General features: G+C 65.4%; 21 protein-coding genes, 1 tRNA gene and 1 pseudogene. 10 read left to right on the top strand and 13 right to left on the bottom strand.

From position 1 onward, the window contains the following. Nucleotides 1-36: 36 nt before the first annotated feature. The gene (locus ACFWZ1_RS07030) at nucleotides 37-591 is read right to left on the bottom strand and encodes an NADPH-dependent FMN reductase (protein WP_439665900.1); all 555 of its coding nucleotides are present in this window, start codon (nucleotides 589-591) and stop codon (nucleotides 37-39) included. Then, the gene (gene apbC, locus ACFWZ1_RS07025; protein WP_231324939.1) at nucleotides 588-1,682 is read right to left on the bottom strand and encodes an iron-sulfur cluster carrier protein ApbC; all 1,095 of its coding nucleotides are present in this window, start codon (nucleotides 1,680-1,682) and stop codon (nucleotides 588-590) included. Before apbC ends, ACFWZ1_RS07030 begins: the two co-directional genes overlap by 4 nt. 157 nt (nucleotides 1,683-1,839) lie before the next feature. Between apbC and ACFWZ1_RS07020 the strand changes: the two genes are divergently transcribed. Further along, nucleotides 1,840-2,286: a DUF2147 domain-containing protein gene (locus tag ACFWZ1_RS07020; protein WP_231324937.1), complete on the top strand. Its 447-nt coding sequence runs from the start codon at nucleotides 1,840-1,842 to the stop codon at nucleotides 2,284-2,286. A gap of 70 nt (nucleotides 2,287-2,356) precedes the next feature. Here the strand turns inward: ACFWZ1_RS07020 and panC are convergent, their stop codons facing one another. The 4 genes from panC to pcnB form a co-directional block, all read right to left on the bottom strand. Then, nucleotides 2,357-3,202, bottom strand: a complete 846-nt coding sequence (gene panC, locus ACFWZ1_RS07015; protein WP_439665899.1) for a pantoate--beta-alanine ligase — start codon at nucleotides 3,200-3,202, stop codon at nucleotides 2,357-2,359. 20 nt (nucleotides 3,203-3,222) lie between these two features. Next, nucleotides 3,223-4,053, bottom strand: coding sequence for a 3-methyl-2-oxobutanoate hydroxymethyltransferase (gene panB / locus ACFWZ1_RS07010; protein WP_439665898.1), 831 nt, complete (start codon nucleotides 4,051-4,053; stop codon nucleotides 3,223-3,225). Nucleotides 4,054-4,207: 154 nt separating this feature from the next. Next, a complete protein-coding gene (gene folK, locus ACFWZ1_RS07005; RefSeq protein ID WP_439665897.1) occupies nucleotides 4,208-4,693 on the bottom strand; it encodes a 2-amino-4-hydroxy-6-hydroxymethyldihydropteridine diphosphokinase in 486 nt (161 codons plus the stop codon). Between the two features lie 10 nt (nucleotides 4,694-4,703). After that, complete coding sequence (pcnB, locus tag ACFWZ1_RS07000) at nucleotides 4,704-6,047, bottom strand: polynucleotide adenylyltransferase PcnB (protein ID WP_439665896.1); 1,344 nt, start codon at nucleotides 6,045-6,047, stop codon at nucleotides 4,704-4,706. A 179-nt stretch (nucleotides 6,048-6,226) separates the two neighbouring features. On the opposite strand from pcnB, the gene ACFWZ1_RS06995 reads away from it, so the two are divergent. Both ACFWZ1_RS06995 and fdxA read left to right on the top strand, forming a co-directional pair. Further along, nucleotides 6,227-6,302 (top strand) — tRNA-Glu (locus tag ACFWZ1_RS06995). Nucleotides 6,303-6,487: 185 nt separating this feature from the next. Beyond that, nucleotides 6,488-6,811 (top strand): ferredoxin FdxA, encoded by a 324-nt coding sequence (gene fdxA, locus ACFWZ1_RS06990; protein ID WP_439665895.1) that lies wholly within the window; start codon nucleotides 6,488-6,490, stop codon nucleotides 6,809-6,811. A gap of 234 nt (nucleotides 6,812-7,045) precedes the next feature. On the opposite strand, the gene ACFWZ1_RS06985 is transcribed toward fdxA, so the two are convergent. Continuing rightward, the gene (locus tag ACFWZ1_RS06985) at nucleotides 7,046-7,624 is read right to left on the bottom strand and encodes a hypothetical protein (RefSeq protein WP_439665894.1); all 579 of its coding nucleotides are present in this window, start codon (nucleotides 7,622-7,624) and stop codon (nucleotides 7,046-7,048) included. A 42-nt stretch (nucleotides 7,625-7,666) separates the two neighbouring features. Beyond that, nucleotides 7,667-8,611, bottom strand: a complete 945-nt coding sequence (dapA, locus tag ACFWZ1_RS06980) for a 4-hydroxy-tetrahydrodipicolinate synthase (RefSeq protein WP_439665893.1) — start codon at nucleotides 8,609-8,611, stop codon at nucleotides 7,667-7,669. A gap of 175 nt (nucleotides 8,612-8,786) precedes the next feature. Between dapA and ACFWZ1_RS06975 the strand changes: the two genes are divergently transcribed. From ACFWZ1_RS06975 to ACFWZ1_RS06950, 6 genes are all read left to right on the top strand, one after another. Then, a complete protein-coding gene (locus ACFWZ1_RS06975; RefSeq protein ID WP_231324921.1) occupies nucleotides 8,787-9,344 on the top strand; it encodes a glycine cleavage system protein R in 558 nt (185 codons plus the stop codon). Nucleotides 9,345-9,607: 263 nt separating this feature from the next. Then, nucleotides 9,608-10,069 carry a peroxiredoxin gene (locus ACFWZ1_RS06970; protein WP_231324919.1) on the top strand — a complete coding sequence of 154 codons (462 nt, stop codon included), beginning with the start codon at nucleotides 9,608-9,610 and terminating at the stop codon, nucleotides 10,067-10,069. Between the two features lie 121 nt (nucleotides 10,070-10,190). Next, the gene (locus ACFWZ1_RS06965) at nucleotides 10,191-11,570 is read left to right on the top strand and encodes a PhoH family protein (protein WP_231324917.1); all 1,380 of its coding nucleotides are present in this window, start codon (nucleotides 10,191-10,193) and stop codon (nucleotides 11,568-11,570) included. Nucleotides 11,571-11,821: 251 nt separating this feature from the next. Next, entirely contained in the window at nucleotides 11,822-12,424 is a 603-nt protein-coding gene (locus tag ACFWZ1_RS06960) for a GNAT family N-acetyltransferase (RefSeq protein ID WP_439666883.1), read from the top strand. A 177-nt stretch (nucleotides 12,425-12,601) separates the two neighbouring features. Beyond that, a complete protein-coding gene (gene mfd, locus ACFWZ1_RS06955; RefSeq protein WP_439665892.1) occupies nucleotides 12,602-16,057 on the top strand; it encodes a transcription-repair coupling factor in 3,456 nt (1,151 codons plus the stop codon). Nucleotides 16,058-16,611: 554 nt separating this feature from the next. Next, a complete protein-coding gene (locus tag ACFWZ1_RS06950) occupies nucleotides 16,612-18,393 on the top strand; it encodes an SIR2 family protein (RefSeq protein WP_439665891.1) in 1,782 nt (593 codons plus the stop codon). A 46-nt stretch (nucleotides 18,394-18,439) separates the two neighbouring features. Here ACFWZ1_RS06950 and ACFWZ1_RS06945 read toward each other — a convergent pair. From ACFWZ1_RS06945 to ACFWZ1_RS06930, 4 genes and pseudogenes are all read right to left on the bottom strand, one after another. Beyond that, nucleotides 18,440-18,672: pseudogene (locus tag ACFWZ1_RS06945) on the bottom strand (DUF736 domain-containing protein). Nucleotides 18,673-18,806: 134 nt separating this feature from the next. Then, nucleotides 18,807-19,085: a BPSL0761 family protein gene (locus tag ACFWZ1_RS06940; RefSeq protein WP_439666882.1), complete on the bottom strand. Its 279-nt coding sequence runs from the start codon at nucleotides 19,083-19,085 to the stop codon at nucleotides 18,807-18,809. Nucleotides 19,086-19,149: 64 nt separating this feature from the next. Further along, complete coding sequence (locus tag ACFWZ1_RS06935; RefSeq protein ID WP_439665890.1) at nucleotides 19,150-19,893, bottom strand: enhanced serine sensitivity protein SseB C-terminal domain-containing protein; 744 nt, start codon at nucleotides 19,891-19,893, stop codon at nucleotides 19,150-19,152. Between the two features lie 169 nt (nucleotides 19,894-20,062). Next, entirely contained in the window at nucleotides 20,063-20,380 is a 318-nt protein-coding gene (locus ACFWZ1_RS06930; protein ID WP_439665889.1) for a helix-turn-helix domain-containing protein, read from the bottom strand. Nucleotides 20,381-20,497: 117 nt separating this feature from the next. Between ACFWZ1_RS06930 and ACFWZ1_RS06925 the strand changes: the two genes are divergently transcribed. Then, a complete protein-coding gene (locus ACFWZ1_RS06925; RefSeq protein WP_439665888.1) occupies nucleotides 20,498-20,848 on the top strand; it encodes a hypothetical protein in 351 nt (116 codons plus the stop codon). 120 nt (nucleotides 20,849-20,968) lie between these two features. Here ACFWZ1_RS06925 and ACFWZ1_RS06920 read toward each other — a convergent pair whose 3' ends face one another. Continuing rightward, on the bottom strand, nucleotides 20,969-22,147 hold the full coding sequence (locus tag ACFWZ1_RS06920) for a restriction endonuclease (RefSeq protein ID WP_439665887.1): 1,179 nt from the start codon (nucleotides 22,145-22,147) through the stop codon (nucleotides 20,969-20,971). Nucleotides 22,148-22,159: the final 12 nt, after the last annotated feature.

Here is a 22,159-nt window from a genome sequence, read left to right as displayed (position 1 = left end):
GCCTTATGGAGATCGCGGCCGCGTCCGAGGGCGCTCCTACCGCGGAGTCTTCGCGGCGAGCGCATGCTCGAGCGCGGTCAGCAACGAGCGCAGTTCGGAGCAGCGCTCGGGGCTGGCCAGCACTTCGTCGCGACCGCAACCGGCGCCGGGCAACGCCACAGTGGCGCACGCGCCGCCCAGCACGCGCGCCGACATCGTGCGCAGGATTTCCTCCAGCGACTCCTGCGCATGGTGCGAACCGCGCCCGGAAGCATTGAGTAGTGCCACCGGCTTGCCGGGGAACTCCAGGCTTCCGACCAGCCAGTCCAGCAGGTTCTTGAAAGCGCCGGGAACGCCGTGGGCGTATTCGGGGCAGGCGATCAGCAGCGCGTCGGCCCGGCCGACCGCCTCGCGCAACGCCAGCGCCTGCGGCGGCACGGCGAGCGTCTCGATGTCCGGGTTGAACAGCGGCAAATCGCCCAGGCCGTCGTACGTCACCAGCTCGAGGCCATCAGGCGCGAGCGCCTGCGCCGCCTGCAGCGCCGCGGTGTTGGACGAGCGTCGGCGCAGGCTGCCGGACAGACACAGGACCCGCTTGCGCCCTGCCCTCATGCCGAGGGCGCGTTCTGCACCACGATCTTGCCCAGCCCCAGCGACTTGTTGCGCGGTTGCCGGGAGAGCCGCCCCGCGGCGTTGCGCGCGATCTCGCGGTAGCGCGCTGCCAGGTCGGAGTCCGGCATCGCCGCAACGGTGGGCGTGCCACCGTCGGCCTGCTCGCGGATGCGGATGTCCAGCGGCAGCGAACCCAGGTACGGCACCGCGTACTTCTCGGCCATGCGCATGCCGCCACCGCTGCCGAAGACGTGCTCCTCGTGGCCGCAGTTCGAACACACGTGGGTGGCCATGTTCTCGACCAGCCCCAGCACCGGCACTTCGACCTTCTCGAACATCTTCAGCGCCTTGATGGCGTCAAGCAGCGCGATGTCCTGCGGCGTGGTGACGATCACGGCCCCGGCCACCGGCACTTTCTGCGAGAGCGTGAGCTGGATGTCGCCGGTGCCGGGCGGCAGGTCGATCACCAGGTAGTCGAGCATGTCCCAACGGGTGTCGTTGAGCAGTTGCATCATCGCCTGGGTGACCATCGGGCCGCGCCAGATCATCGGCGTTTCCGGGTCGACCAGGAAACCGATCGACATCGCCTGCAGCCCGTGCGCCTGCATCGGGATGATGCTCTTGCCATCCGGCGACTGCGGCTTGCCCTCGATGCCGAGCATGCGCGGCTGGCTGGGTCCGTAGATGTCCGCGTCGAGCACGCCGACGCGCGCGCCCTCCGCCTGGAGCGCCAGCGCCAGGTTGGCCGACACGGTCGACTTGCCCACGCCGCCCTTGCCGGAGGCGACCACGATGATGTTCTTGACGTTCGGCAGCGGCGCCAGCACGCCCTGCACCTTGTGCGGCTGGATGCGGCTGGCGACGGACACGCTCGCCGCATCGATCGCGGGGTCGGCCTCAAGCGCCTGGCGAACACGATCGGCGAGACCGTCGATCACCGAGCCGGCCGGGTAGCCCAGTTGGATATCCACCGACACCCGCGCGCCGTCGACGCCCACCGCCCTCACGCTGTCGGCAACGGACGCGCCGGTATGCGGGTCGGCCAGGCCGCCGAGCAATTGACGCACGCGCGCCTCGTTCACTTCGCTCATGGGGAAACTGCTTCGGTTCGTGGGCTGCCAATTATGCCAGTCGCGCCCCCTGCCCTGCCTGATACAGGTCAGTCGCGCACATTGCGCAACGCAGCTTGACGGCCTCGCGGCGGCTCGCCAGTCTGCTCACCGTACGCTTTCGTACGGGAGGACGACCATGAAGCCATTGTTCCGCCTTGCACTGTTCACGGGCCTGCTGCTCGGCAGCGCCGCCGTCTACGCCGCCACCGACACCCCGGTCGGCACCTGGAAGACCATCGACGATGCGACGGGCAAGCCCAAGTCGATCGTCGAGATCACCGAACAGAACGGCGAGCTGCAGGGCAAGGTGCTCAAGGTGCTGCAGTCGGACGAGGGCCCGAACCCGATCTGCCGCAAGTGCGACGGCGAGCGCAAGGATCAGCCGGTCGAGGGCATGGTGATCATGTGGGGCGTGAGCCGCGACGGCGACGAGTGGGACGGCGGCAAGATCCTCGATCCGCACAACGGCAAGACCTACAAGGTCAAGCTGAGCCTGCTCGAAGGCGGGCAGAAGCTCGACGTGCACGGCTATATCGGCTTCGCGCTGCTGGGCCGCAGCCAGGTGTGGGAGCGGCAACCGTAAAGCGGCGTGTCCCGCAGGTGGGCTTCAAACCACCGTGGCCGCAGGTGGGCCCAAGCCCCACCCTGCGGAATCAATCGAACGGCAGGTTGTCGATCAGCCGCGTGCTGCCCAGGCGCGCGGCGATCAGCGCTACCAGTCCCTGGCGTTCGTCGTCGGCCGGCTCGGCCAGGTCTTCGGCGCGGCGGATGACCGCGTAGTCCGGTTCGAAGCCCGCGCGCTCCAGCGTCGAAGCCGCGACCTGCTCGATCACCTTCCGGGCATGGCCCTTCTCCAAAAGCTCGCGCATCTTCAGCAGCGTCTGGTGAATCTGCGGCGCCAGCGCGCGCTCGGCCTCGGTCAGGTACTGGTTGCGCGAACTCAGCGCCAGGCCATCGGCCGCGCGCAGGGTCGGCGCTGCCAGCACCTTCAGCGGCAGCGCCAGATCGCGCACCATGCGTTCGATCACCTTCAGTTGCTGGCAATCCTTCTGGCCGAACACGGCCACGTCCGGTTGCACCAGATTGAACAGCTTGCATACCACCGTGGCCACGCCATCGAAATGGCCCGGGCGGTGCGCGCCTTCCAGCGTGTCGGTGATGCCTGGCACATGGATGCTCACGCTCTGGGCCGCACCGAACGGATAGATCGTGGCGACATCCGGCGCGAACAGCAGATCGCAATCCATTTCGGCGAGCCCGGCCTGGTCCTGCGCCAGGGTGCGCGGGTAGCGCTCGAAATCCTCGCCCGGCCCGAACTGGGTCGGGTTGACGAACACGCTCGCCACGACGCGATCGGCGCGCGCGCGCGCCAGCTTGATCAGCGAATGGTGGCCCTCGTGCAGGTTGCCCATGGTCGGCACGAAGCCCACCGTCTGGCCCTGGATCCGCCAGCCGCGGATGGCCGCGCGCAACCCGGCGGCGTCTTGCACTGTCTGCATGGCGTCGGTACTCGGAAGGATCAGTCGAAGCAGTGTTCGGGAGCCGGGAAAGCGCCGCTGCGCACATCCTCGGCGAAGGCGGCGATGGCCTCGCCCACAGCATTGCGACCGGCAAGGAAATCCTTGCTGAACTTGGGGCGCTTGCCCGGCGTGATGCCCAGCATGTCGTAGATCACGAGCACCTGGCCGTCGCAATGCGGGCCTGCGCCGATGCCGATCACCGGGATCTGCACGGCACGGGTGATCCGATCGCCCAGCGCACTGGGCACGCCCTCCAGCACCAGCAGGTCGGCGCCGGCGGACTGCACGGCCAGCGCTTCGGACAGCACGCGGTCGGCAGCTTCCTGCTCGCGCCCCTGGATGCGGAAGCCGCCGAACTTGTGCACCGATTGCGGGGTGAGGCCCAGGTGCGCGCACACCGGCACGGCGCGCGCGGTGAGCATGGCGATGGCGTCCAGGATGTGCGGCGCGGCGCCTTCGATCTTCACCGCCGCCGCGCCCGCCTCGCCGACCAGCCGCGCGGCCGCTTCCAGCGAATGCGCCACGTCACGGTCGGCCATGAACGGCAGGTCGGCGATCAGCAACGTGGAGGTCAATCCGCGCGCGACCGCGCGCGTGTGATAGGCCATGTCATCGAGCGTCACCGGCAGCGTGCTGCGATGGCCCTGTACCACCATGCCCAGCGAATCGCCGACCAGCGCTACATCGACGCCGGCCGCCTCGAGTTGCCAGGCGAAGCTCGCGTCGTAAGCCGTCAGCATGACGATCTTGCGCCCCTGTGCCTTCATCGCGCGCAGGCCCGGCACGGTCACCGGCTTGCGGGCGGGAACGCTGGCGTTGTCCACGTACACGGCAGTTCCTTGGGGATGGGCGAGCAGGCGATTATCCGGCCCGCAGGCGTCAAAGGCCAAGCCGTGGAGGGCTAACCCTTGCGGGAGGCCACCTGTGGGCGTTGCTTCCGCTCGGGGCGGCACCACAAACGGTGCATCGCCCACGAGTGGGCTCCTACTGGTGCAACGGTTCGCAGCCGGCGATGTCGGCTTTGGCGAGCAGGACGCTCACGGTGCCTTGCCCCGACAACTCCAGGTCCGGCGCAAGCTCGGCCAGGGGTAGCAGCACGAAGGCGCGCTCGGCGATACGCGGATGCGGAAGGGTGAGGCGTTCGTCGTGCAGCGCCAGGCCATCCATATGCAGCAGGTCCAGGTCCAGCGTTCGCGGTCCCCAACGCTCGCCATCGCGCACGCGACCCGCGTCGCGCTCGATCCGCAACAGCGCATCGAGCAGTTCGTGGGGCCCGAGGACGGTATCCAGTTCCGCAGCGGCATTGAGAAACGCCGGCTGCTCGCGCAGACCCCACGGCGGCGTGCGGTAGAAGCGCGACTGCGCCACCAGCCGCGTACCCGGCAACATGCCCAGCGCGTCGAGCGCCTGTTGCAGGATCGTGCGCGTGTCGCCCAGGTTGCCACCGAGCGCGACGAAAGCCCGAGTCATGCGCGTTGGATCAGGCCGAGCCGGACTTGCCAGACGGCTTGCGACGCCTGCGCTTGCGCGGCGCGGCGCCGGTCGAGCCGACGGCGGGCGAGCCTGCGCTGGCTGGCAAGGCCGCCGCCAGCACGTCCTGCGGCAACTGCTGCGCATGTGCCCACCACTGACCCAGTTCACGCAGTGCCGGCGATTCGGCCGCGCGCAACAGCAGGAAGTCGAACGCGGCGCGGAAGCGCGGATGCGCCATCAGCCGGAACACCCGCTTGCGCTGGATCTGTTCGAAGCGCGGCTGCAGCGACCAGATCTCTTCCATCGTAATGGTGAAGCGGCGCGGGATCGCCACGCGCTGGCACTGCTCGCCCACCACGTGCGCGGCGGCGCGCGCCCAGGCCTCGCCGTCATCCACGCCCTTGACGATCCAGGCATGCGCCAGGTCGCGCACCTCGCCCCACAGCAGCACGGCGAACAGGAACGCGGGCGTCACCGACTTGCCCTCGGCAATGCGCTGGTCGGTATTGGCCAGGCCCTGCTCGATCAGCGAGCGCAGCGCCTCGTCGCCCCGCTTGAGCGCGCGTGCGGTGGCCGGGAACAGGAACTTCAGCAGCCCGCACTGCTCGAGCATGCGGAAGCTCTTCAGGCCGTTTCCGGCCAGGAACATCTTGAGCGACTCGTCGAACAGCCGCGCCGGCGCCGCATCGCACAACAGCGGACCCAGCTCCTCGAACGGGGCGGATGCCTTCGGGTCGATGGTGAAGTCGAGCTTGGCCGCCAGCCGTGCCGCGCGCAGCATGCGTACCGGATCTTCGCGGTAGCGGGTGGCCGGATCGCCGATCAGGTGCAGCACGCGGTTCTGCAGGTCCTGCATGCCGCCGACGTAGTCGCGCACCGAGAAATCGCTGATGTCGTAGTACAGCGCGTTGAGGCGGAAGTCGCGGCGCACCGCGTCCTCCTCGATCGACCCCCACACGTTGTCGCGCACGATCAGGCCGTCGACGATGTGACGATCACCTTCGGCCGCATCGTCCGCGCCGGTGCCGCGAAAGGTCGCCACCTCGATGATCTCCGGACCGAAGACCACGTGCGCCAGGCGGAAACGGCGGCCGATCAGGCGGCAGTTGCGAAACAGCTTCTTGACCTCGTCCGGCGTGGCGCTGGTGGCGACGTCGAAATCCTTCGGGTGGCCGCCGAGCAGCAGGTCGCGCACGGCCCCGCCGACCAGGAAAGCGTCGTAGCCTGCGTCGTGGAGGCGGTAGAGCACGCGTAACGCGGCCTTGCTTATGTTCTTGCGGGAAATCACGTGCTGCTCGCGGGGAACGATCGCGGGCACGGGCGTGACGGAAGTCCTTGCTTCTGGGTTCAAGCGGTCTGGGTCCTTGGCGGCGCACGGCGCCGATGCAACAAATCGCCGCGCAACGCGCTGCGGTCCGTCCGCGCGGTTTGAAATGCCGGCGGCTGTTCCGGACGGCAGCGCGAAGAAGTCTTCACAGGGCATTGCCGGGCGAAACAATTTCGCTATACTAGCGCGCCTCGCAGCTCTGCGCTCCCTTCGTCTAGTGGCCTAGGACACCGCCCTCTCAAGGCGGGAACACGAGTTCGAACCTCGTAGGGAGCGCCACTGTTTTTGCAATCGTCCATGATTGCCGCTGTCTGGAAGGGCTTCGGCAAACCCTTAGCTCTTGGCCACCGGCTAGACTAGAAGCGGCCATCCATGGCCGCACTTTTCACAAGGAGCAGCGCTCCGGCCGGCATCCTTAAAGCAGAGCCGTCGGACACTTCTCTACAGCCGACTCGAAGCCGCCCATGACCTTTGTCGTCACCGACAACTGCATCAAGTGCAAGTACACCGATTGCGTCGAGGTCTGCCCGGTCGATGCCTTCCATGAAGGTCCGAACTTCCTGGTGATCAATCCGGACGAGTGCATCGACTGCACCTTGTGCGAGCCGGAGTGTCCGATCAACGCGATCTACCCGGAGGACGACGTGCCCGCCGGTCAGGAGCAGTTCGTGGCGATCAATGCCGAGCTGTCGCGGGACTGGCCGGTGATCACCGAGCGCAAGGATGGTCTCGCCGACGCCAAGGAGTGGGAAGGCAAGCCGGACAAGCTCAAGCTGCTGGAGCGCTGAGCCAACGCCAGTTCACGCAGACGCCGCCTTCGGGCGGCGTTTTTGTTTCCGGGAGGTGGTGGGCGTTTCGACCTCGCCCGCCGGACTAGACCGCCACGAACGGACTCCGCCCCGACCACCCCGATCCCGTTCGCCCGTGTAGGCGCTCCGTGCCGAAGTCGCAGGGCTTGCCGGAGCCCCAAAAGCGAACGCCGCCCGAAGGCGGCGTCCGACTTGGAACGGATGAACTGGCGATCAGCCGCCGAGCTTCGCCTTCAGCGTATCGACCACCCTGGCCACCGCAGCGGCCTGGCCCTGGGCACGCACTTCGCTGGCGGCATCGCCGCTCGCGGTAATGCTCACCTGCACCTGGCGGGCGGCCTTGCCGGCGGTGGCGGCGTCGCCCTTCCCGTCGCGATGGAACAGGCGGCTGAAGAAACCGCGCTTCGTGGCCGGCGCAGCGGTCACGTTGACGGTGTACGTGTGCGCGGCATCGTCCTTCGCGGTGACCTCGCCCACGTCGCCCAGCACCTCGCCGACCCGGCGGTAGGTGTTGTCCGCGCTGTCGGCCAGCACGAAGCCGTCGGCGATCGTGCCGCCTACGCCGCCCACGTCAGCCGTGACGCCCGCGGCGGTCGGATTGTTCGCACCCGGCGGCGGGATCACCAGCGCATCGCTCGCCGGCGGCGTGTCCAGGTCCGGCGGGATTTCCAGCGGGGCCTCCTGGCGCGCGGTTTCCCAGGCCTTGTGCGAGCGGAGCATGCCGCAACCGGAAAGCAGCAGGCCGCCCAGGACCAGGACCGGCAGGGTGACGACGAGCGAGGTTTTCTTCATGGAGAGTTTTCCGAAAAAAGGAATCGAGCGGCCGCCGGAAGATCAGGCGTCGGCCACCAAGGATGCCAGAGCAGCCAGTGCTTCGTGCAGGCGCTTGCGGTCCGGACCGTCGGCCAGTTCCACCAGCGGCAGCCGGGGCCGGGCCGAACCGAGCCCCAGCGCAGGCAGCATGGCCTTCACCGCGATCGGATTGGGCGCGCAGTTGAGCGCCTGCACCAGCGGATCGAGCCGGTCGTGCGCGCGTCCGGCCGCTTCGCGGTCGCCCGCCGTGGCCGCATCGCACAACGTGCGGAACGCCTGCGGCACCAGGTTGACTGCCACCGAAACGGTACCGGCCGCGCCAGCCAGCATGGCCTTGCCCGCCGTGCCGTCGTCGCCCGACAGGTAGACGAAATCCGCGCGCGCAAGTTCCGCAAGCGCGTGGATGCGTTCGTCGCTGGCGACCGCCTCCTTGATGCCGAGGATGGCCGGATGGTCGCGCAGCTGCGCGACGGTTTCCGGCAACAGGTCGCAGGCGGTGCGAGTGGGCACGTTGTAGAGCAGCACCGGCAGACCGCCCTGCTCGGCAACCTCCAGGAAGTGCCGGCGCAGACCTTCCTGGGTCGGGCGCACGTAGTAGGGCGCGACCACGAGCGCCGCGTCGGCGCCCAGCGAAGCGGCGCGGCGGGTCTGCGCCAGGGTGCGCGCGGTGCCTGCCTCGCCCGTGCCGGCAATCACCGGCACGCGGCCGGCAACGCGCTCGACCGCAAAGGCGAGCAGGCGGTCGAACTCGTCATGCTCGAGCATGTGCGCTTCGCCGGTGGACCCGGCGACCACCACCGCCTGCGTGCCTCCGGCGAGCTGGTAGTCGAGCAGCCGCCCGAAGGCCGCCAGGTCGAGCGAGCCATCGGCGCCAAACGGTGTCACCAGCGCGCAGATGCTTCCACGAATGTCCAAGACTCGTTCCCGGCCGAAAGGCAAGCGGAGGATGTTACTGGCGGCCTGCATCCAGTGGAAGGCCGCACGGGAGCCATCCCCACCCGGGTGCGTCGAAATCGAAGCATCGCCCGCGAAGGGTATCCCGCACCGGACCGAACAGGCTTCCGTGGACTTGTCCGGAGCATCGCGGGTAAGCTCATTGGAGCCCGCAGGCCGCCCTGCGGGATCCCATAGGTAGCCTTCCTTGAACCGTCCCTCTGCGCGCGCCGGCAACGACAACCAGCTGCTGATCCACGCGCTCACCCCGGCGTCGCGCACGCCCCTGCTTACGCTGACCAAGCGCATTGCCGACGCCGGCTGCAGCCTGGCTGACGCGCGCGTGTCGACCATCGGCAGCGACACCTCGCTGCTGATGCTTGCCGCCGGTGCGTGGGACGCCATCGCGAAACTGGAAACGGCGCTGGCCAAGCTCGGCCGCGACGAGGAGCTGCGGCTGTCGCATTACCGCACCAGCCCGCGCGAACAGAACGCATCGCTGCTGCCTTACCTGGTGGAAGTGGTGGCCGCCGACCGCCCCGGCATCCTGGTGAAGGTGGTGGAGTTCTTCAGTCGCCACGACATCCGCGTCGAGCAGCTGAGCTCGATGCGCTACCAGGCGATGCAGACCGGCGCCCAGATGTTCCAGGCGCAGATCACCATCGGCATTCCCTCGCAGATCCATCTCGCCACCTTGCGCGACGATTTCCTGGAACTGTGCGATGGACTCAACCTCGACGCGATCATGGATCCGGTCAAGTTCTAGCTGCGCCACCGAAGTGCGGGCGGGCGGTCCGGGGAACTCCCGCCGACGCGACCGCCGTGCACGCGACTGTCGAATCCTATGCCGTTACGCCAAGGGCGCCCACAGGGGCTCGCCATCGCGCGCAACCCTGTCGGCGCGGCAAGCCCCAAGCATCGCGCGAGTCGGCGCCGCCGGCAACCCTGTTGCATGCCACCGCGAGCGCGCTAGTCTTCGCTCGAAGGCGCACGGCGCGCCCGTACTTCGACCGACCTCGCGGAGACCCCATGCCCGAAATCGGCAAACCGATTCCCCCTCTGATCGGCACCACTGGCGACGACATCGAGTTGGAACTTTCCGAACTCAACGGCCGCTGGGTGGTGATCTACTTCTATCCCAAGGACTCCACCCCCGGCTGCACCACCGAGGCGCAGGATTTCCGGGACCTCTACGACGACTTCCGCAAGCGCAATGCCGAGATCGTCGGCGTCTCGCGTGACTCGGTCACCTCGCATGCGAACTTTGCCGACAAGCAGGCCCTGCCCTTTCCGCTGATCGCCGACACCGACGAAACCTGGTGCAAGGCCTTCGACGTGATCCACGAGAAGATGCTCTACGGCAAGACCCACCTGGGGATCGTGCGCAGCACGTTTCTGATCGACCCCAAGGGCCATCTCGCGCAGGAGTGGCGCGGCGTGAAAGTCCCGGGCCATGCCCAGGCCGTACTGGACGCCATCCCAACCAAGTGAAGCATCCCTTCGTTTCCCAGCACTCCCTTTGCGCGGCGGCGAGCCGTGCCATCCGGCGGCCTGCGACCCTTCGGTCCAGGCCGCTTTTCTTTGGTCCGACCAGAAGCGAGGCCTCTTCCGCATGACCGGAAGCAAGCGAATCTACGCACTCGACACCAATGTGCTGTTGCACGACCCCACCTCGCTGTTCCGCTTCGAGGAACACGACGTGTTCATTCCCATGACCGTGCTGGAGGAACTGGACGAAAAGAAGAAGGGTGCCTCGGAAGTCTCGCGCAACGGTCGTCAGGTAAGCCGCTTCCTCAACGAGCTCATCGTGCGCGGCAACGGGCACGGCATCAGCAACGGGCTGGAGCTGTCCAATCCCGAAGGCGTGAATCTCAAGCGCGGCGGCGCGGTAGGCAAGCTGTACTTCCAGCAGCGCGCGACCGCCGGGCACGGCAAGGCGGACAACCTGATCCTCTCGGCGGTGATCGAGCTGCGCGACCAGCATCCGGACCGCCAGGTGATCCTGGTCACCAAGGACATCAACCTGCGCATCAAGGCCAAGATCTACGGCATCGATGCAGAGGACTACGAGAACGACCGCGCGCTGGACGATTTCGCGCTGCTCTACACCGGTTCGACCGGACTCCCGGAGGATTTCTGGGATCGTCATCCGGAGGTGCAATCCTGGTCCGAGCGCGGCCGGACGTTCTACAAGGTCGACCGCCGCGAGGACGAGGACTGGCATCCCAACCAGTGCCTGTTCCTGCCCGGCGAAAACAGTGTCGAGCTGCGCGTGCTTCACGTGGACGAGCAGCAGGCCACGCTGGTGCTGCTGGACGACCACAGCCATCCCAGCCATAGCGTGTGGGGCATCGCCGCACGCAACCGCGAACAGAACTTCGCCCTCAATGTGCTGATGGACCCCGACGTCGACTTCGTCACCCTGCTCGGCACCGCCGGCACCGGCAAGACGCTGCTGGCGCTCGCCGCCGGACTTGCGCAAGTCATGGACCAGCAGCGCTACCGCGAGATCATCATGACCCGCGCCACCGTCTCGGTCGGCGAGGACATCGGCTTCCTGCCGGGCACCGAGGAAGAAAAGATGACGCCGTGGATGGGCGCGCTCACCGACAACCTCGAGGTGCTCGCCAATCCCGAGGAAGGTGGTTCGTGGGGACGCCAGGCCACCAACGACCTGCTCGCCTCGCGCATCAAGATCCGCTCGCTCAACTTCATGCGCGGGCGCACGTTCCTGTCGCGTTACCTGATCATCGACGAGGCACAGAACCTCACGCCCAAGCAGATGAAGACGCTGATCACCCGTGCCGGCCCCGGCACCAAGATTGTCTGCCTTGGCAACGTCGAGCAGATCGACACGCCCTACCTCACCGAGACCACCTCGGGCCTGACCTACGCGGTGGACCGCTTCAAGAACTGGGAGCACTCGGCGCACATCACGCTCAGGCGTGGCGAGCGCTCGCGGCTGGCCGACTTCGCCTCCGAAGCGCTTTGATCCAGGGCGGGCTCACCGGCCCGCCGCTCCACCTGCAGGAGCGCACCTGTGCGCGATCGCGGACCGCGCGCGTTCCGCACAGGTTGCGCTCCGCATCGCCGCTGCCTTCCCTGCCGCAACGCCGCAAGTCGCGCTCAGGCACCCGCCTGCCTGTTCACGCCAGCTGCGCATCGGGTCGCCGATAACAGCGTCCACTTGGCGCTGCGCAAGCATGCTGCGGCGCAAAAATACGCTACAGTATGGACATGACTATCCAGCCCGCCATCGACTTCTCCAGCCCCACCCGCAGCACGCCACTGCCTCCGCGCAGCAACCAGCGCTTCGCCCGCTCCGAGGCCCTGCCGAGCACCGGAGAACCTGTCGCCACACGCGACGGCCGTCTGTTGCAGGTGCGGCCGATCGAACCGGGCGACGTCGCGGCGCTGCGCCGATGCTTCACGCGTCTGCCAGCCGAGGACATCCGCCGGCGCTTCCTGCACAGCTTGACCGAGCTTCCCGAACCGATGGCGCAGCGGCTGTGTCACATCGATCCGGAAACCGAAGCGGCTTTCGTGCTGGTCGACGGCGGCGTGTCGCCAGCGGAGTTGCGTGGCGTGGGCCGCGTATTCATCGACGTGGCCGCCGACACTGCCGAATTCTCCGTGCTGGTCGAGCGCGAATGGACACGCCTGGGCCTGGGCGCCGAGCTGATGCGTCGCCTGGTCGCCACCTGCCGCGAGCGCGGACTGACCGAAATCTGGGGCTATGTCCTGGTGGAGAACCGCCCGATGCTGCGCCTGTGCAGCGAACTGGGTTTCACCTCGCGCATGGTGCCGGACGAGCCCGGCGTCGCGCAGATCACCTTGCGCCTCTGAACGACGCCGGCTGCAACGAGTCGTTCAACGGCCCTGCAGGAACCTACTTGTCTATCCGACGCAAAGAGCATCGTCCACAGGCGGGCTCCTGCGACGGCCGCGCGCCGCCTGCACGGCAGCCACGACCGTCGCGCTAAACTCCCCTGCTTTCCGCCGCGATTTCCCGGCGCGACAAGCATGCCCATGCCCCCGATTCCCCATCCGCCCCTGCCCACCACCCCCAAGCAGCGCCGCTTCTGGACTCCGCCCCACGGTTCCTCGCGCGCCCTGCTGATCGCCGAATCGGCGCGCGACCACGCCGGCCTGCTGGTGGCGGTGACGCGCGACACCCAGCGGGCCTCGGCGCTGGAAGACGAGCTGCGCCTGTTCGCCGGCGACCTGCCCGTGCTGCATTTCCCTGACTGGGAAACGCTGCCCTACGACGTCTTCAGCCCGCACCCGGAGATCGTCTCCCAGCGCATCGCCACGCTCTACCGCCTGCCGGCCGTCACCCGCGGCGTATTGGTGGTGCCAGTGGCCACGCTGATGCAGCGCATCGCACCGCGCTCGCACATCACCGGCGCGGGCCTGGTCGTCTCCAAGGGCCAGAAGCTCGACCTGGCGGCCGAACAGCGACGCCTGGAAGCCGCAGGCTACCGCTACGTGCCGCAGGTGGCCGAACCGGGCGATTACGCCGTGCGCGGCGCGTTGATCGATATCTTCCCGATGGGCACCGCCGAGCCCTACCGCATCGAGCTGTTCGACGACGAGGTCGACTCGATCCGCAGCTTCGATCCGGAAACCCAGCGCTCGCAGCAACCGGTCGACAGGGTCGAGTTGCTGCCCGCGCGCGAATTCCCGCTCACCGAGGATGCGGCCAAGGACTTCCGCGCCGCCCTGCGCGAGCGCTTCCCGATCGACATCCGCCGCTGCCCGCTCTACCAGGACATGAAGGAAGGCGTGACGCCCGGCGGCATCGAGTACTACCTGCCGCTCTTTTTCAAGCAGACCGCCACGTTGTTCGACTATCTCGGCGACGGCGCCCTTTTCGTGCTGGGCGAAGGCGCCACCGAGGCCTCCGACCAGTTCTGGACCAACACCGCCGAGCGGTACGACCAGCGTGCGCACGACATCGAGCGCCCGGTGCTGCCGCCGCCGGAGCTTTACCTCTCGCCCGAACAACTGCGCGAGCAGCTCAACCGGCGCCTGCGCGTGGAGGTAGTCCCCTCCGGCCACGAGCACGCCGTCGACTCGGGCACGCTGCCCGCACCCGAGGTGCCACTCAACCGCAAGGGCGAGGAGCCGGGCACCTCGCTGCGCCACTTCCTCGAAAGCTACTCCGGCCGCGTGCTGATCGCGGCGGACTCGGCCGGCAGGCGCGAGGCGCTCGCCGAAACACTGGCCGCCGCTGGCCTCAGGCCCGACGCGGTGGATGGCTGGAACGGTTTCCTCGCGACTACGGCCACGCGACTGGCGATCAGCGTCGCGCCGCTCGAACAGGGCTTCGCACTCAAGCAGCCGGCCATCGCCGTGCTCACCGAGCGCGAACTCTACGGCGAGCGCGTGCGCTCCGACCGCAAGCGCCGCCGCGGTGCCACGCGCGATCCGGACGCGATCATCCGCGACCTGACCGAGCTTTCCGTCGGCGCGCCGATCGTGCACGTCGACCATGGCGTGGGCCGCTACCAGGGCCTGGTGTCGATGGAGCTCGGGGGCATGGAAGGCGAGTTCCTGGTCATCGAGTACGCCAAGGGCGACAAGCTCTACGTACCGGTCGCGCAGTTGGGCCTGGTCAGCCGCTACTCCGGCACCGCGCCGGAACTGGCGCCGTTGCACTCGCTCGGCGGGGACGCGTGGGAACGCGCACGCAAGAAGGCAGCCGAAAAAGTCCGCGACGTCGCCGCGGAGCTTCTGGCCATCTATGCCCAGCGCGAAGCGCGTGGCGGCGAGTCGATCAACATCGACCGCGGCATGGTCGAGGAATTCGGCACGAGCTTCCCGTTCGAGGAAACGCCCGACCAGGAGCACGCCATCGATGCCGTGCTCGTGGATCTCGCCGCACCGCGCGCGATGGACCGCGTGATCTGCGGCGACGTCGGCTTCGGCAAGACCGAGGTCGCGTTGCGCGCCGCCTTCGCCGCTGCCACCGCCGGCAAGCAGGTGGCCGTGCTGGTGCCGACCACCTTGCTCGCCCAGCAGCATTACCGCAACTTCGCCGACCGCTTCGCCGACTGGCCGGTGAAGGTCGACGTACTCTCGCGCTTCAAGTCGACCAAGGAAGTGAACGACGCGCTCAAGCGCCTGGCCGACGGGCAAATCGACGTGATCGTCGGCACCCACAAACTGCTGCAGCCGGACATCAAGTTCAAGAACCTGGGCCTGGTGATCGTCGACGAGGAACAGCGCTTCGGCGTGCGCCAGAAGGAGCAGCTGAAAAAGCTGCGCGCCGAGGTCGACCTGCTCACCATGACCGCCACGCCGATCCCGCGCACGCTCAACATGGCGATGGCCGGCCTGCGCGATCTCTCGCTCATCACCACCCCGCCCGCGCACCGCATGGCCGTGCGCACCTTCATCAGCGTGTGGGACCCGGCCACCATCCGCGAAGCGTTCCAGCGCGAGCTCTCGCGTGGCGGCCAGGTGTACTTCCTGCACAACGAGGTCGAGTCGATCGAGCGCACCGCGCGCGAGCTTCAGGAACTCATCCCCGACGCGCGTATCGGCATCGCCCATGGCCAGATGCCCGAGCGCGAGCTCGAACGCGTCATGGCCGACTTCCACCGCCAGCGCTTCAACGTGCTGGTGTGCACCACCATCATTGAGACCGGCATCGACATCCCGACCGCCAACACCATCATCATCAACCGCGCCGACCGCTTCGGCCTGGCCCAGTTGCACCAGCTGCGTGGCCGCGTCGGCCGCTCGCACCACCGCGCCTACGCCTACCTGATCGTGCCCGACCGCAAGGCGATCACCGCCGACGCCGAGAAGCGCCTCGAAGCGCTCGCCTCGCTGGAGGAACTGGGCGCGGGCTTCACCCTGGCGACCCACGACCTGGAGATCCGCGGGGCCGGCGAACTGCTCGGCGAGGAGCAATCTGGCCAGATCCAGGAAATCGGCTTCGGTCTCTACACCGAACTGCTCGATCGTGCCGTGCGCGCGCTGAAGAGCGGCAAGGTACCCGACTTCGATCTCTCCTCCGAGCACGAAACGGAAGTCGAACTGCATCTGCCGGCGCTGATCCCGGACGACTACCTGCCCGACGTGCACACGCGCCTGACCCTCTACAAGCGCATCGCCAGCGCCAGGAACGAGGACGGCCTGCGCGACCTGCAGGTGGAAATGATCGACCGCTTCGGTCTGCTGCCCGAACCGACCAAGACCCTGTTCGCGCTGTCCAGCCTCAAGCTTATGGCCACCCCGCTGGGCATCCGCAAACTCGACCTGGGCGCCAACGGCGGCCGCATCACCTTCCGCGACAAACCCGACATCGAACCGATGGCCATCATCCGCCTGATCCAGAGCCAGCCGCGCGTCTACAAACTCGACGGCCAGGACAAGCTCAGGATCACGCTGGATCTTCCCGGCGCCACCGAACGCATCCGCGCTGCGCAGGAGGTCCTCGTCCAGCTCGGCGCCCGACGCCCCGCCTGAGCGAATGTCCAACGGCTCGATCCTCTCTCTCCCTTCGGGAAGAGGGCCGGGGTGAGGGCCGGGTTCGCGGGAAACTCGCGCTCATCCCCGGTCCAACGGGCTCACCACCCCACGCCCGCCACGATTGAGAACATGCGGGTAATACCGACCGGTGATGTGTCTATGGACCAACGCTGAAAGCCCTTTATGACGCGATCTCAGCCAAGACTGATGATGTCCATGGATAGACGGCTTTTGATGGCGCACAACATCCTTCCCCTGTCCATACCTTCAGGTCGCAGAGACGGCCAGACAAGCTGCCCATGGTGAAACCAAAGCGCGCCCGAAACCTTCAGCCATGATCAGGACGTAGGCATCTTGTTGATCGGCCACATGCTGGCCCATTCTCGCCGCCACACCGAAGGCCAGCTCAATTCACCTTTGATAGAACGTTCGGGAATACGACGCTCTGTGAGAACGCGCAAAGCATCACTCCTGAAACGATAGGTCCAAGTCGATTCTCGTGCCGCTTAGGCTCGTGGGAAACTAGGCCACCAAACCAAGACTTTCGATCAATGACACTGCTTCAAAACGATCCCATCACCCAACTCGCCTTCTCCGTTTACGAAAACAAAGGGGTCTTTGCTGTTCTCCTAGGATCGGGGCTGTCGCGTTCCGCGGAAATCCCGACCGGCTGGGAAATCACGCTGGATCTGGTACGGCGTGTCGCAATGGCCCAAGGAGCCGAAGAACAATCGGACTGGGCAAGATGGTATCGGGACAAGACCGGTCAGGAGCCCAACTACTCTGCACTGCTTGAGGGAGTCGCCAGCTCACCTGAAGAGCGCCGAGCCATCCTGCATCGCTATATTGAACCAAGCGTGGAGGATCGTGAGGAAGGTCGGAAGGTTCCAACTAAAGCTCACCATGCGATCGCGCAATTGGTCCACTCGGGCCACATCCGGGTCATCATTACGACCAACTTCGATCGGCTCATGGAGAACGCCCTGCGAGAGCAGGGTGTCGAGCCGACTGTTGTAGCTTCCGTGGATGCGCTTGCCGGTGCCGAGCCGCTGATGCACAGCCGATGCTACGTGCTCAAACTTCATGGCGATTACAAGGATGCACGCATCCTGAATACCGATCAGGAGCTGAGCGCCTATCCCGAAAGCTACGACAGGTTGCTGGATCGAATCCTTGACGAGCACGGACTGATCGTTTGTGGCTGGTCGGGCGAATGGGATCATGCGTTGCGCGCCGCGTTCCTCCGCGCACCGAATCGGCGTTACCCAGTCTACTGGTCCGCCCGCGGCTCCCTGGGAACCGGCGCTACCGACCTGGCGACTCATCGTGGCGCCAAAGTTGTCCCGATCTCGGGTGCGGACGAATTCTTCCAGACGCTGCAGCAGCGTGTGGAAACGCTTGAACAAAGCCAACGGCAGAATCCACTCAGCGTCGAATTGCTCGTCAACAGCACGAAGCGGTACCTCGCCAAGCCGGAATACCGCATCCAACTCGACGACCTGTTTTCGCAGGAAACCGAGCGACTGCTGGCGCAGCTCGATGATCCGTCGTTCGCACCCCACGGACAATGGAGCCAAGCGGAGTTTCGATCCCGGGTACCGCGATACGAAGCACTGGCGGAGCCTTTGGCACGCATGGCCGGCGCACTTGGTCGGTGGGGTGACGGCAATGAGCTGGCGTTGGTCCTCGACGTACTCAAAAGCATCTATCGTCAGGCAGAAAAAGTTGGAAACGGCCTCACGGTATGGCTCGGTTTGCGCTCTTATCCTGCAGTGATGATCTTCACTGCATACGGTGTTGGATTAACGCGCTCGCAACGCTGGCAAACGCTACACGAACTCCTCGTGACCTTATGGCCTCGGGAGTATCAAGAACCGCGCAGAGTGGTATCGACGCTATTTCTAGGGTCATGGAAAGGCGAGAAGAATGATGTCTGGCAACAACTGGAGGGCTTGGAACGCCGCAAGACAGCCCTCAGCGATCATCTGCTCGATGTCATGTCCTCGTGGCGTTCCAGCTTTGCCGACGTGTCATCGGAGTTCGAACTGGTATTCGAGCGCTTCGAAACGTTAGCCGCTCTGGCGTTCCTTGAGGAGAACGACGAGGCGAGCCTGGCGCATGCCGCGTCCAACACACCGCAAGGGTTGTTCGCCAGGATGCCTGTCGGACGTGCGGGATGGCATGAATCGTCAACCACGATACTCATTCAGGAGCTCCAGTCCGAGGCGACAATTACCGCCCTGCTCAATGCGGGATTCGCGAAGAGAAGCCGCCGCTTTCTGGAGCTCTTCGTAGAAAGCTTCAAACGCTACACAGCCAGGATGTCCTGGTAATGGGCGTATAGGCGCTCCACCGCGAGGGCGGAGCACTGGACGGCTGTCAGGCCGTCGAATCGCTGCGCGACCAGATCAGACTGTGCTTGCCGCCATCCTCGTCCTTGATCAGGCATGCGTAGCTCGTCGCCGGAAGCGAAGGATCATCGCGAGTCACCGACAAGTACGACGCTCGGCATGGCTGACTTTCTTCCACGCCCCGCCGGCGTCGTAGCCGCCGACGGTCTGGACGCGGTAGTCGGGGGCGTTCTCGCTGTCCTTGTCGGTGGGTATGGGCATGAGCTTGAACTTGACGTTGAGCGTCAGGGCGCGGACTGTGCTCGCGAAGCCGTAGTTCTGCGATGAGTGCTAACCGCTATCTGCTACGGGCGCACCCAAGGCCTCTGAATGCGCAAGCTCCATCGCCTTGCGGCTCAGACCTCTTCTGGCCATGCAAGTCGAGTGGCGTAACGAAGGGGGCCAAAGCAGCCTCCCTCGTTCCTTGAACTAACATCAGAGGGAGACGCAAGCCCAATGCCAAGTCCCGATGGGTGTCTGAATAGCGCCATGGCCGAAACATCCTCGATGGTCGGGAAGTGTCGCGCGATCACCACAGCGCGCCTTCTGACATCGAGCGGCAGACTGTCGTTTCGAGCAAGCTCTACCAGAAAGCCACCTGCCCACAGTAGCGCTCTTGTCCTTTCGTCCGGCATGGTCATGATCGACCCTCGTGGAAGCTTTGTCGACAGGCTTTCCTTGGCTCGTGCCCTATGGGCATCACCTCCCGAAGAATTGAATTCCCGCGTGGCAGACCTGCGGAAGCGGCGCGTCTGGTGCTACGAAGAGAATGTTTAGTGGAAGATCAAGATCGGTTGAATGAGTCTTCAGAGCCAGTGTTGCTAACTGAAGCAGCCGCTCGTGATGCGCGGGCGCAGCAACGACCGTAAGCAATAGGAATACTTCTGCGCAGTCGCCCTCACGGTGAACTTCGGCCAAGTACGCCGATCTGACTGTCTGCTCTTCTTCAAACAGTCCATGAAGCGCGGTGTTGAGATCATCTGTCGGAACCATGGGCGGGCACACGCCTACGGAAATCTCTTCATCCAGTGTCTGCTTCGCGAAGTAACCGAGCTCGCGACCCTCTAAGAGCGCGATGATTTCTGGCGGGTACAACGCCACTTGGTCCAGGTTCGGGTTGAGCATTAACGTCGCGCCGCGCGTTAGCTCGAACAGGCGACGGCCCGACATCGCGACTATCAACGCATCCGTTCTCTGTGGCTGCTCGGCTTGGGCTCGGTCGCTGAAGAATGGCAGGACAGTCTGTCCATTGTCTGGGCGCACGAACTGGATGAACCGCACACGCCCTGGCGGCGCTCCCTCGATCGGAACATGGGCATAGACGGTCGCGTCCAAGAGGGCCTTGAAGACCGCTTCCTGTATTCGTGCGGCCTCAGGTCCCTGAGGTGCCGAACGCGCTGCGACGAGCAACTTTTCAAGCGCTTGTGTCGTCACTTTCCCCATAAGATCGTCACCCCAAAGCCGCTTAGCCGGCGACGGCGCACCACCTCGGCGGTACCTCAGCGGCAGTACTTATGACCCGTGTGTTGCCGCTCCCGCTGACGGAGCGTGGCAATCAATGATGAATCGACTGGGGAACCCACGCGTAACCACCCACACCTCGGTGACGCAACTATCGTTCCCCCAACTCCTTCAACAGCTTGTCTTTTTCACCTGCTGTGAGGCGATCGAACGCGAGGATCATGTCCGCCAGACGCTGGTCCTCAGCAAAGAGGTAGGCAACCGGAACCTGCAGTGCTTCCGCCAGACTGGCCACCGTCGCCAAATCCGGTTCATGTATGCCTAGCTCATAGCGATTGACGCGCGTGCTGGCCACAAATGGATCCAAGCCTGCCTGCAATCCCAGTTGCTTCTGTGACAGCTGGCACCTCTCGCGGGCCTCTTTAAGGCGCCGGCAAAAAGCCAGCCGAATATCCGACCGTCTGGGCATGTCACGAGCCTGCGTAGGAGAGGCCTACGAGATTCGTAACTTTGCCTTGCCTTGGATACTACGTATTTCGTAGTATGCAGGCAAGACGTCCACGTCAAACAGGCTGGGACTCGCGACATGCCCCTCCAACTCGTAGTTGATGAAAGCGGCGGAATCTCGATCCCTGTCGATGACTGCGTCCGAGAGGCATGGATCGTCCAATACGAACGTGCCACTCACTCGGGATCGGTCAATGTCTTTCGAGAGCGGCTCGCGGAATGCTTCGCGGTCAGCCTCGCCGAGTGCCTTGACCCCGACCTGAAGCCCCCAACCGAACCGCAGGTCCGATATGCCATGGACATCGCGCGAGATCTCGGTGTGGCGCTTCCATCGGAAGCACTTCGATTCCGCGGTGCTATGGCCGAGTTCATTGAGCGCTTCGCAGACGCCTTCAAGCAGAAGCGCCGCGGCTACCTTCGCGCTGACTGACCACCAACGCAACGCGACGCAAGCATCCTTTGTCAGTGAAAAGGCTTGCAGTGTTTCGCCTAGGTGCAAAGCACCAGCGACGAGGTCGTCCAGGATCCCCGCTTGTGCTCTTTGGGTACATCACGCCTCGATCGGAAACTCTTCATTCAGCCAAGTCGACACCAGGGCAGCAGTACCCCGGCCGTTGGTGCGGAAGATGTCGACAATATCCACAGCAGAGATGACGACGATGGGGTGGCCGTCTTCCTTGATTTCCTTGTAGGCCTGCCGGTCCACGCAAGTCGTCGTGACGAGCACGCCGAACTGCCGGTGCCGTAGGCGGGAGATTAGACGCGACATGTCTCGGACACCGACCGCTCGGGTCGTGTAGCACTTCGCTTCAAGAGCGAAATCCACCAGGATGGCGCTCGCACCGCGACCGAGACGCATCTGACCGATCGCGTCGCGGCCACCGTCCCTTGATGGGCGAGTCACGTCCAACGTCGCAATATCGGGGATCATCAGTTTGGCGATGGCGACTGCACAGTGTTCGAAGGTGTGGGGCCGCCCTGCGAAGTGCGACTGCAGTGTCTGGATTATTGCCTTACCTTCGCGATCCTGGGGCAGTTGCTCACGGCTGTTGCGCCATTCGAGCGATCGGTTCGCGATAAGCGGCGTTCTGCGGCCGCTCCTGATCCACCGTCGCCAAGCCTCCGGGGCGAAGCGATCGTCACGTTGACCGCTGATGATGCTGTCGATCCATGTGCGGCATAGAACAGGTGCGTCGAGGACCGTAAACCGGGCTCGATAGTTCTGGAAGCGGTCGCCACCCGCTATCCGCCAGACTGCGACCAGCTCTTCAGACGCATCGAGGTCGGATGCGCCTGGGACGGCTAACCCAAGAAATTGGACGTCCCGCCAGACGCCCGTGGACGCGAAAAGGAAAATGGGCGGCGTCTCCGTCCGGCCAGCAGCACCAGCTCGCGCTGCGGCGAATATTCTGCGCAGGATAAAGTTGCCGTGACGGCCGGTCTCGTGAAGCTCGCGTCCCGGTTTCTTGTTGTCGCCATAGTACGTGAAGACGCCGCTCTCACGATCCAGAGCGTCGGGCCAGTCCGGATCGTCCATGCTCGATGTCAGGACAAGCATCGTCAGCTGACCTTGGACCTTGCCTCGCTTTCGGAACCCGCCCTGGCTGTCGACACTCAACAAAGCTGGCAGAGGGTCATCGCCCGCGTTGCCATTTCGTCCGCCGGTGTAGTGGGCATCCACATGCAGATCAGTGGTTCTGAGCTGATCGAATGGAACGGTCTTCAGCATGCTCTTGCGCTC

It is taken from the genome of Frateuria sp. GZRe14 (genome assembly GCF_051900395.1).
Classification (GTDB): domain Bacteria; phylum Pseudomonadota; class Gammaproteobacteria; order Xanthomonadales; family Rhodanobacteraceae; genus Frateuria_A; species Frateuria_A edaphi.
The sequence above is the reverse complement of the archived record's forward strand: the minus strand, read 5'-3'. Positions and strand labels throughout refer to the sequence as shown.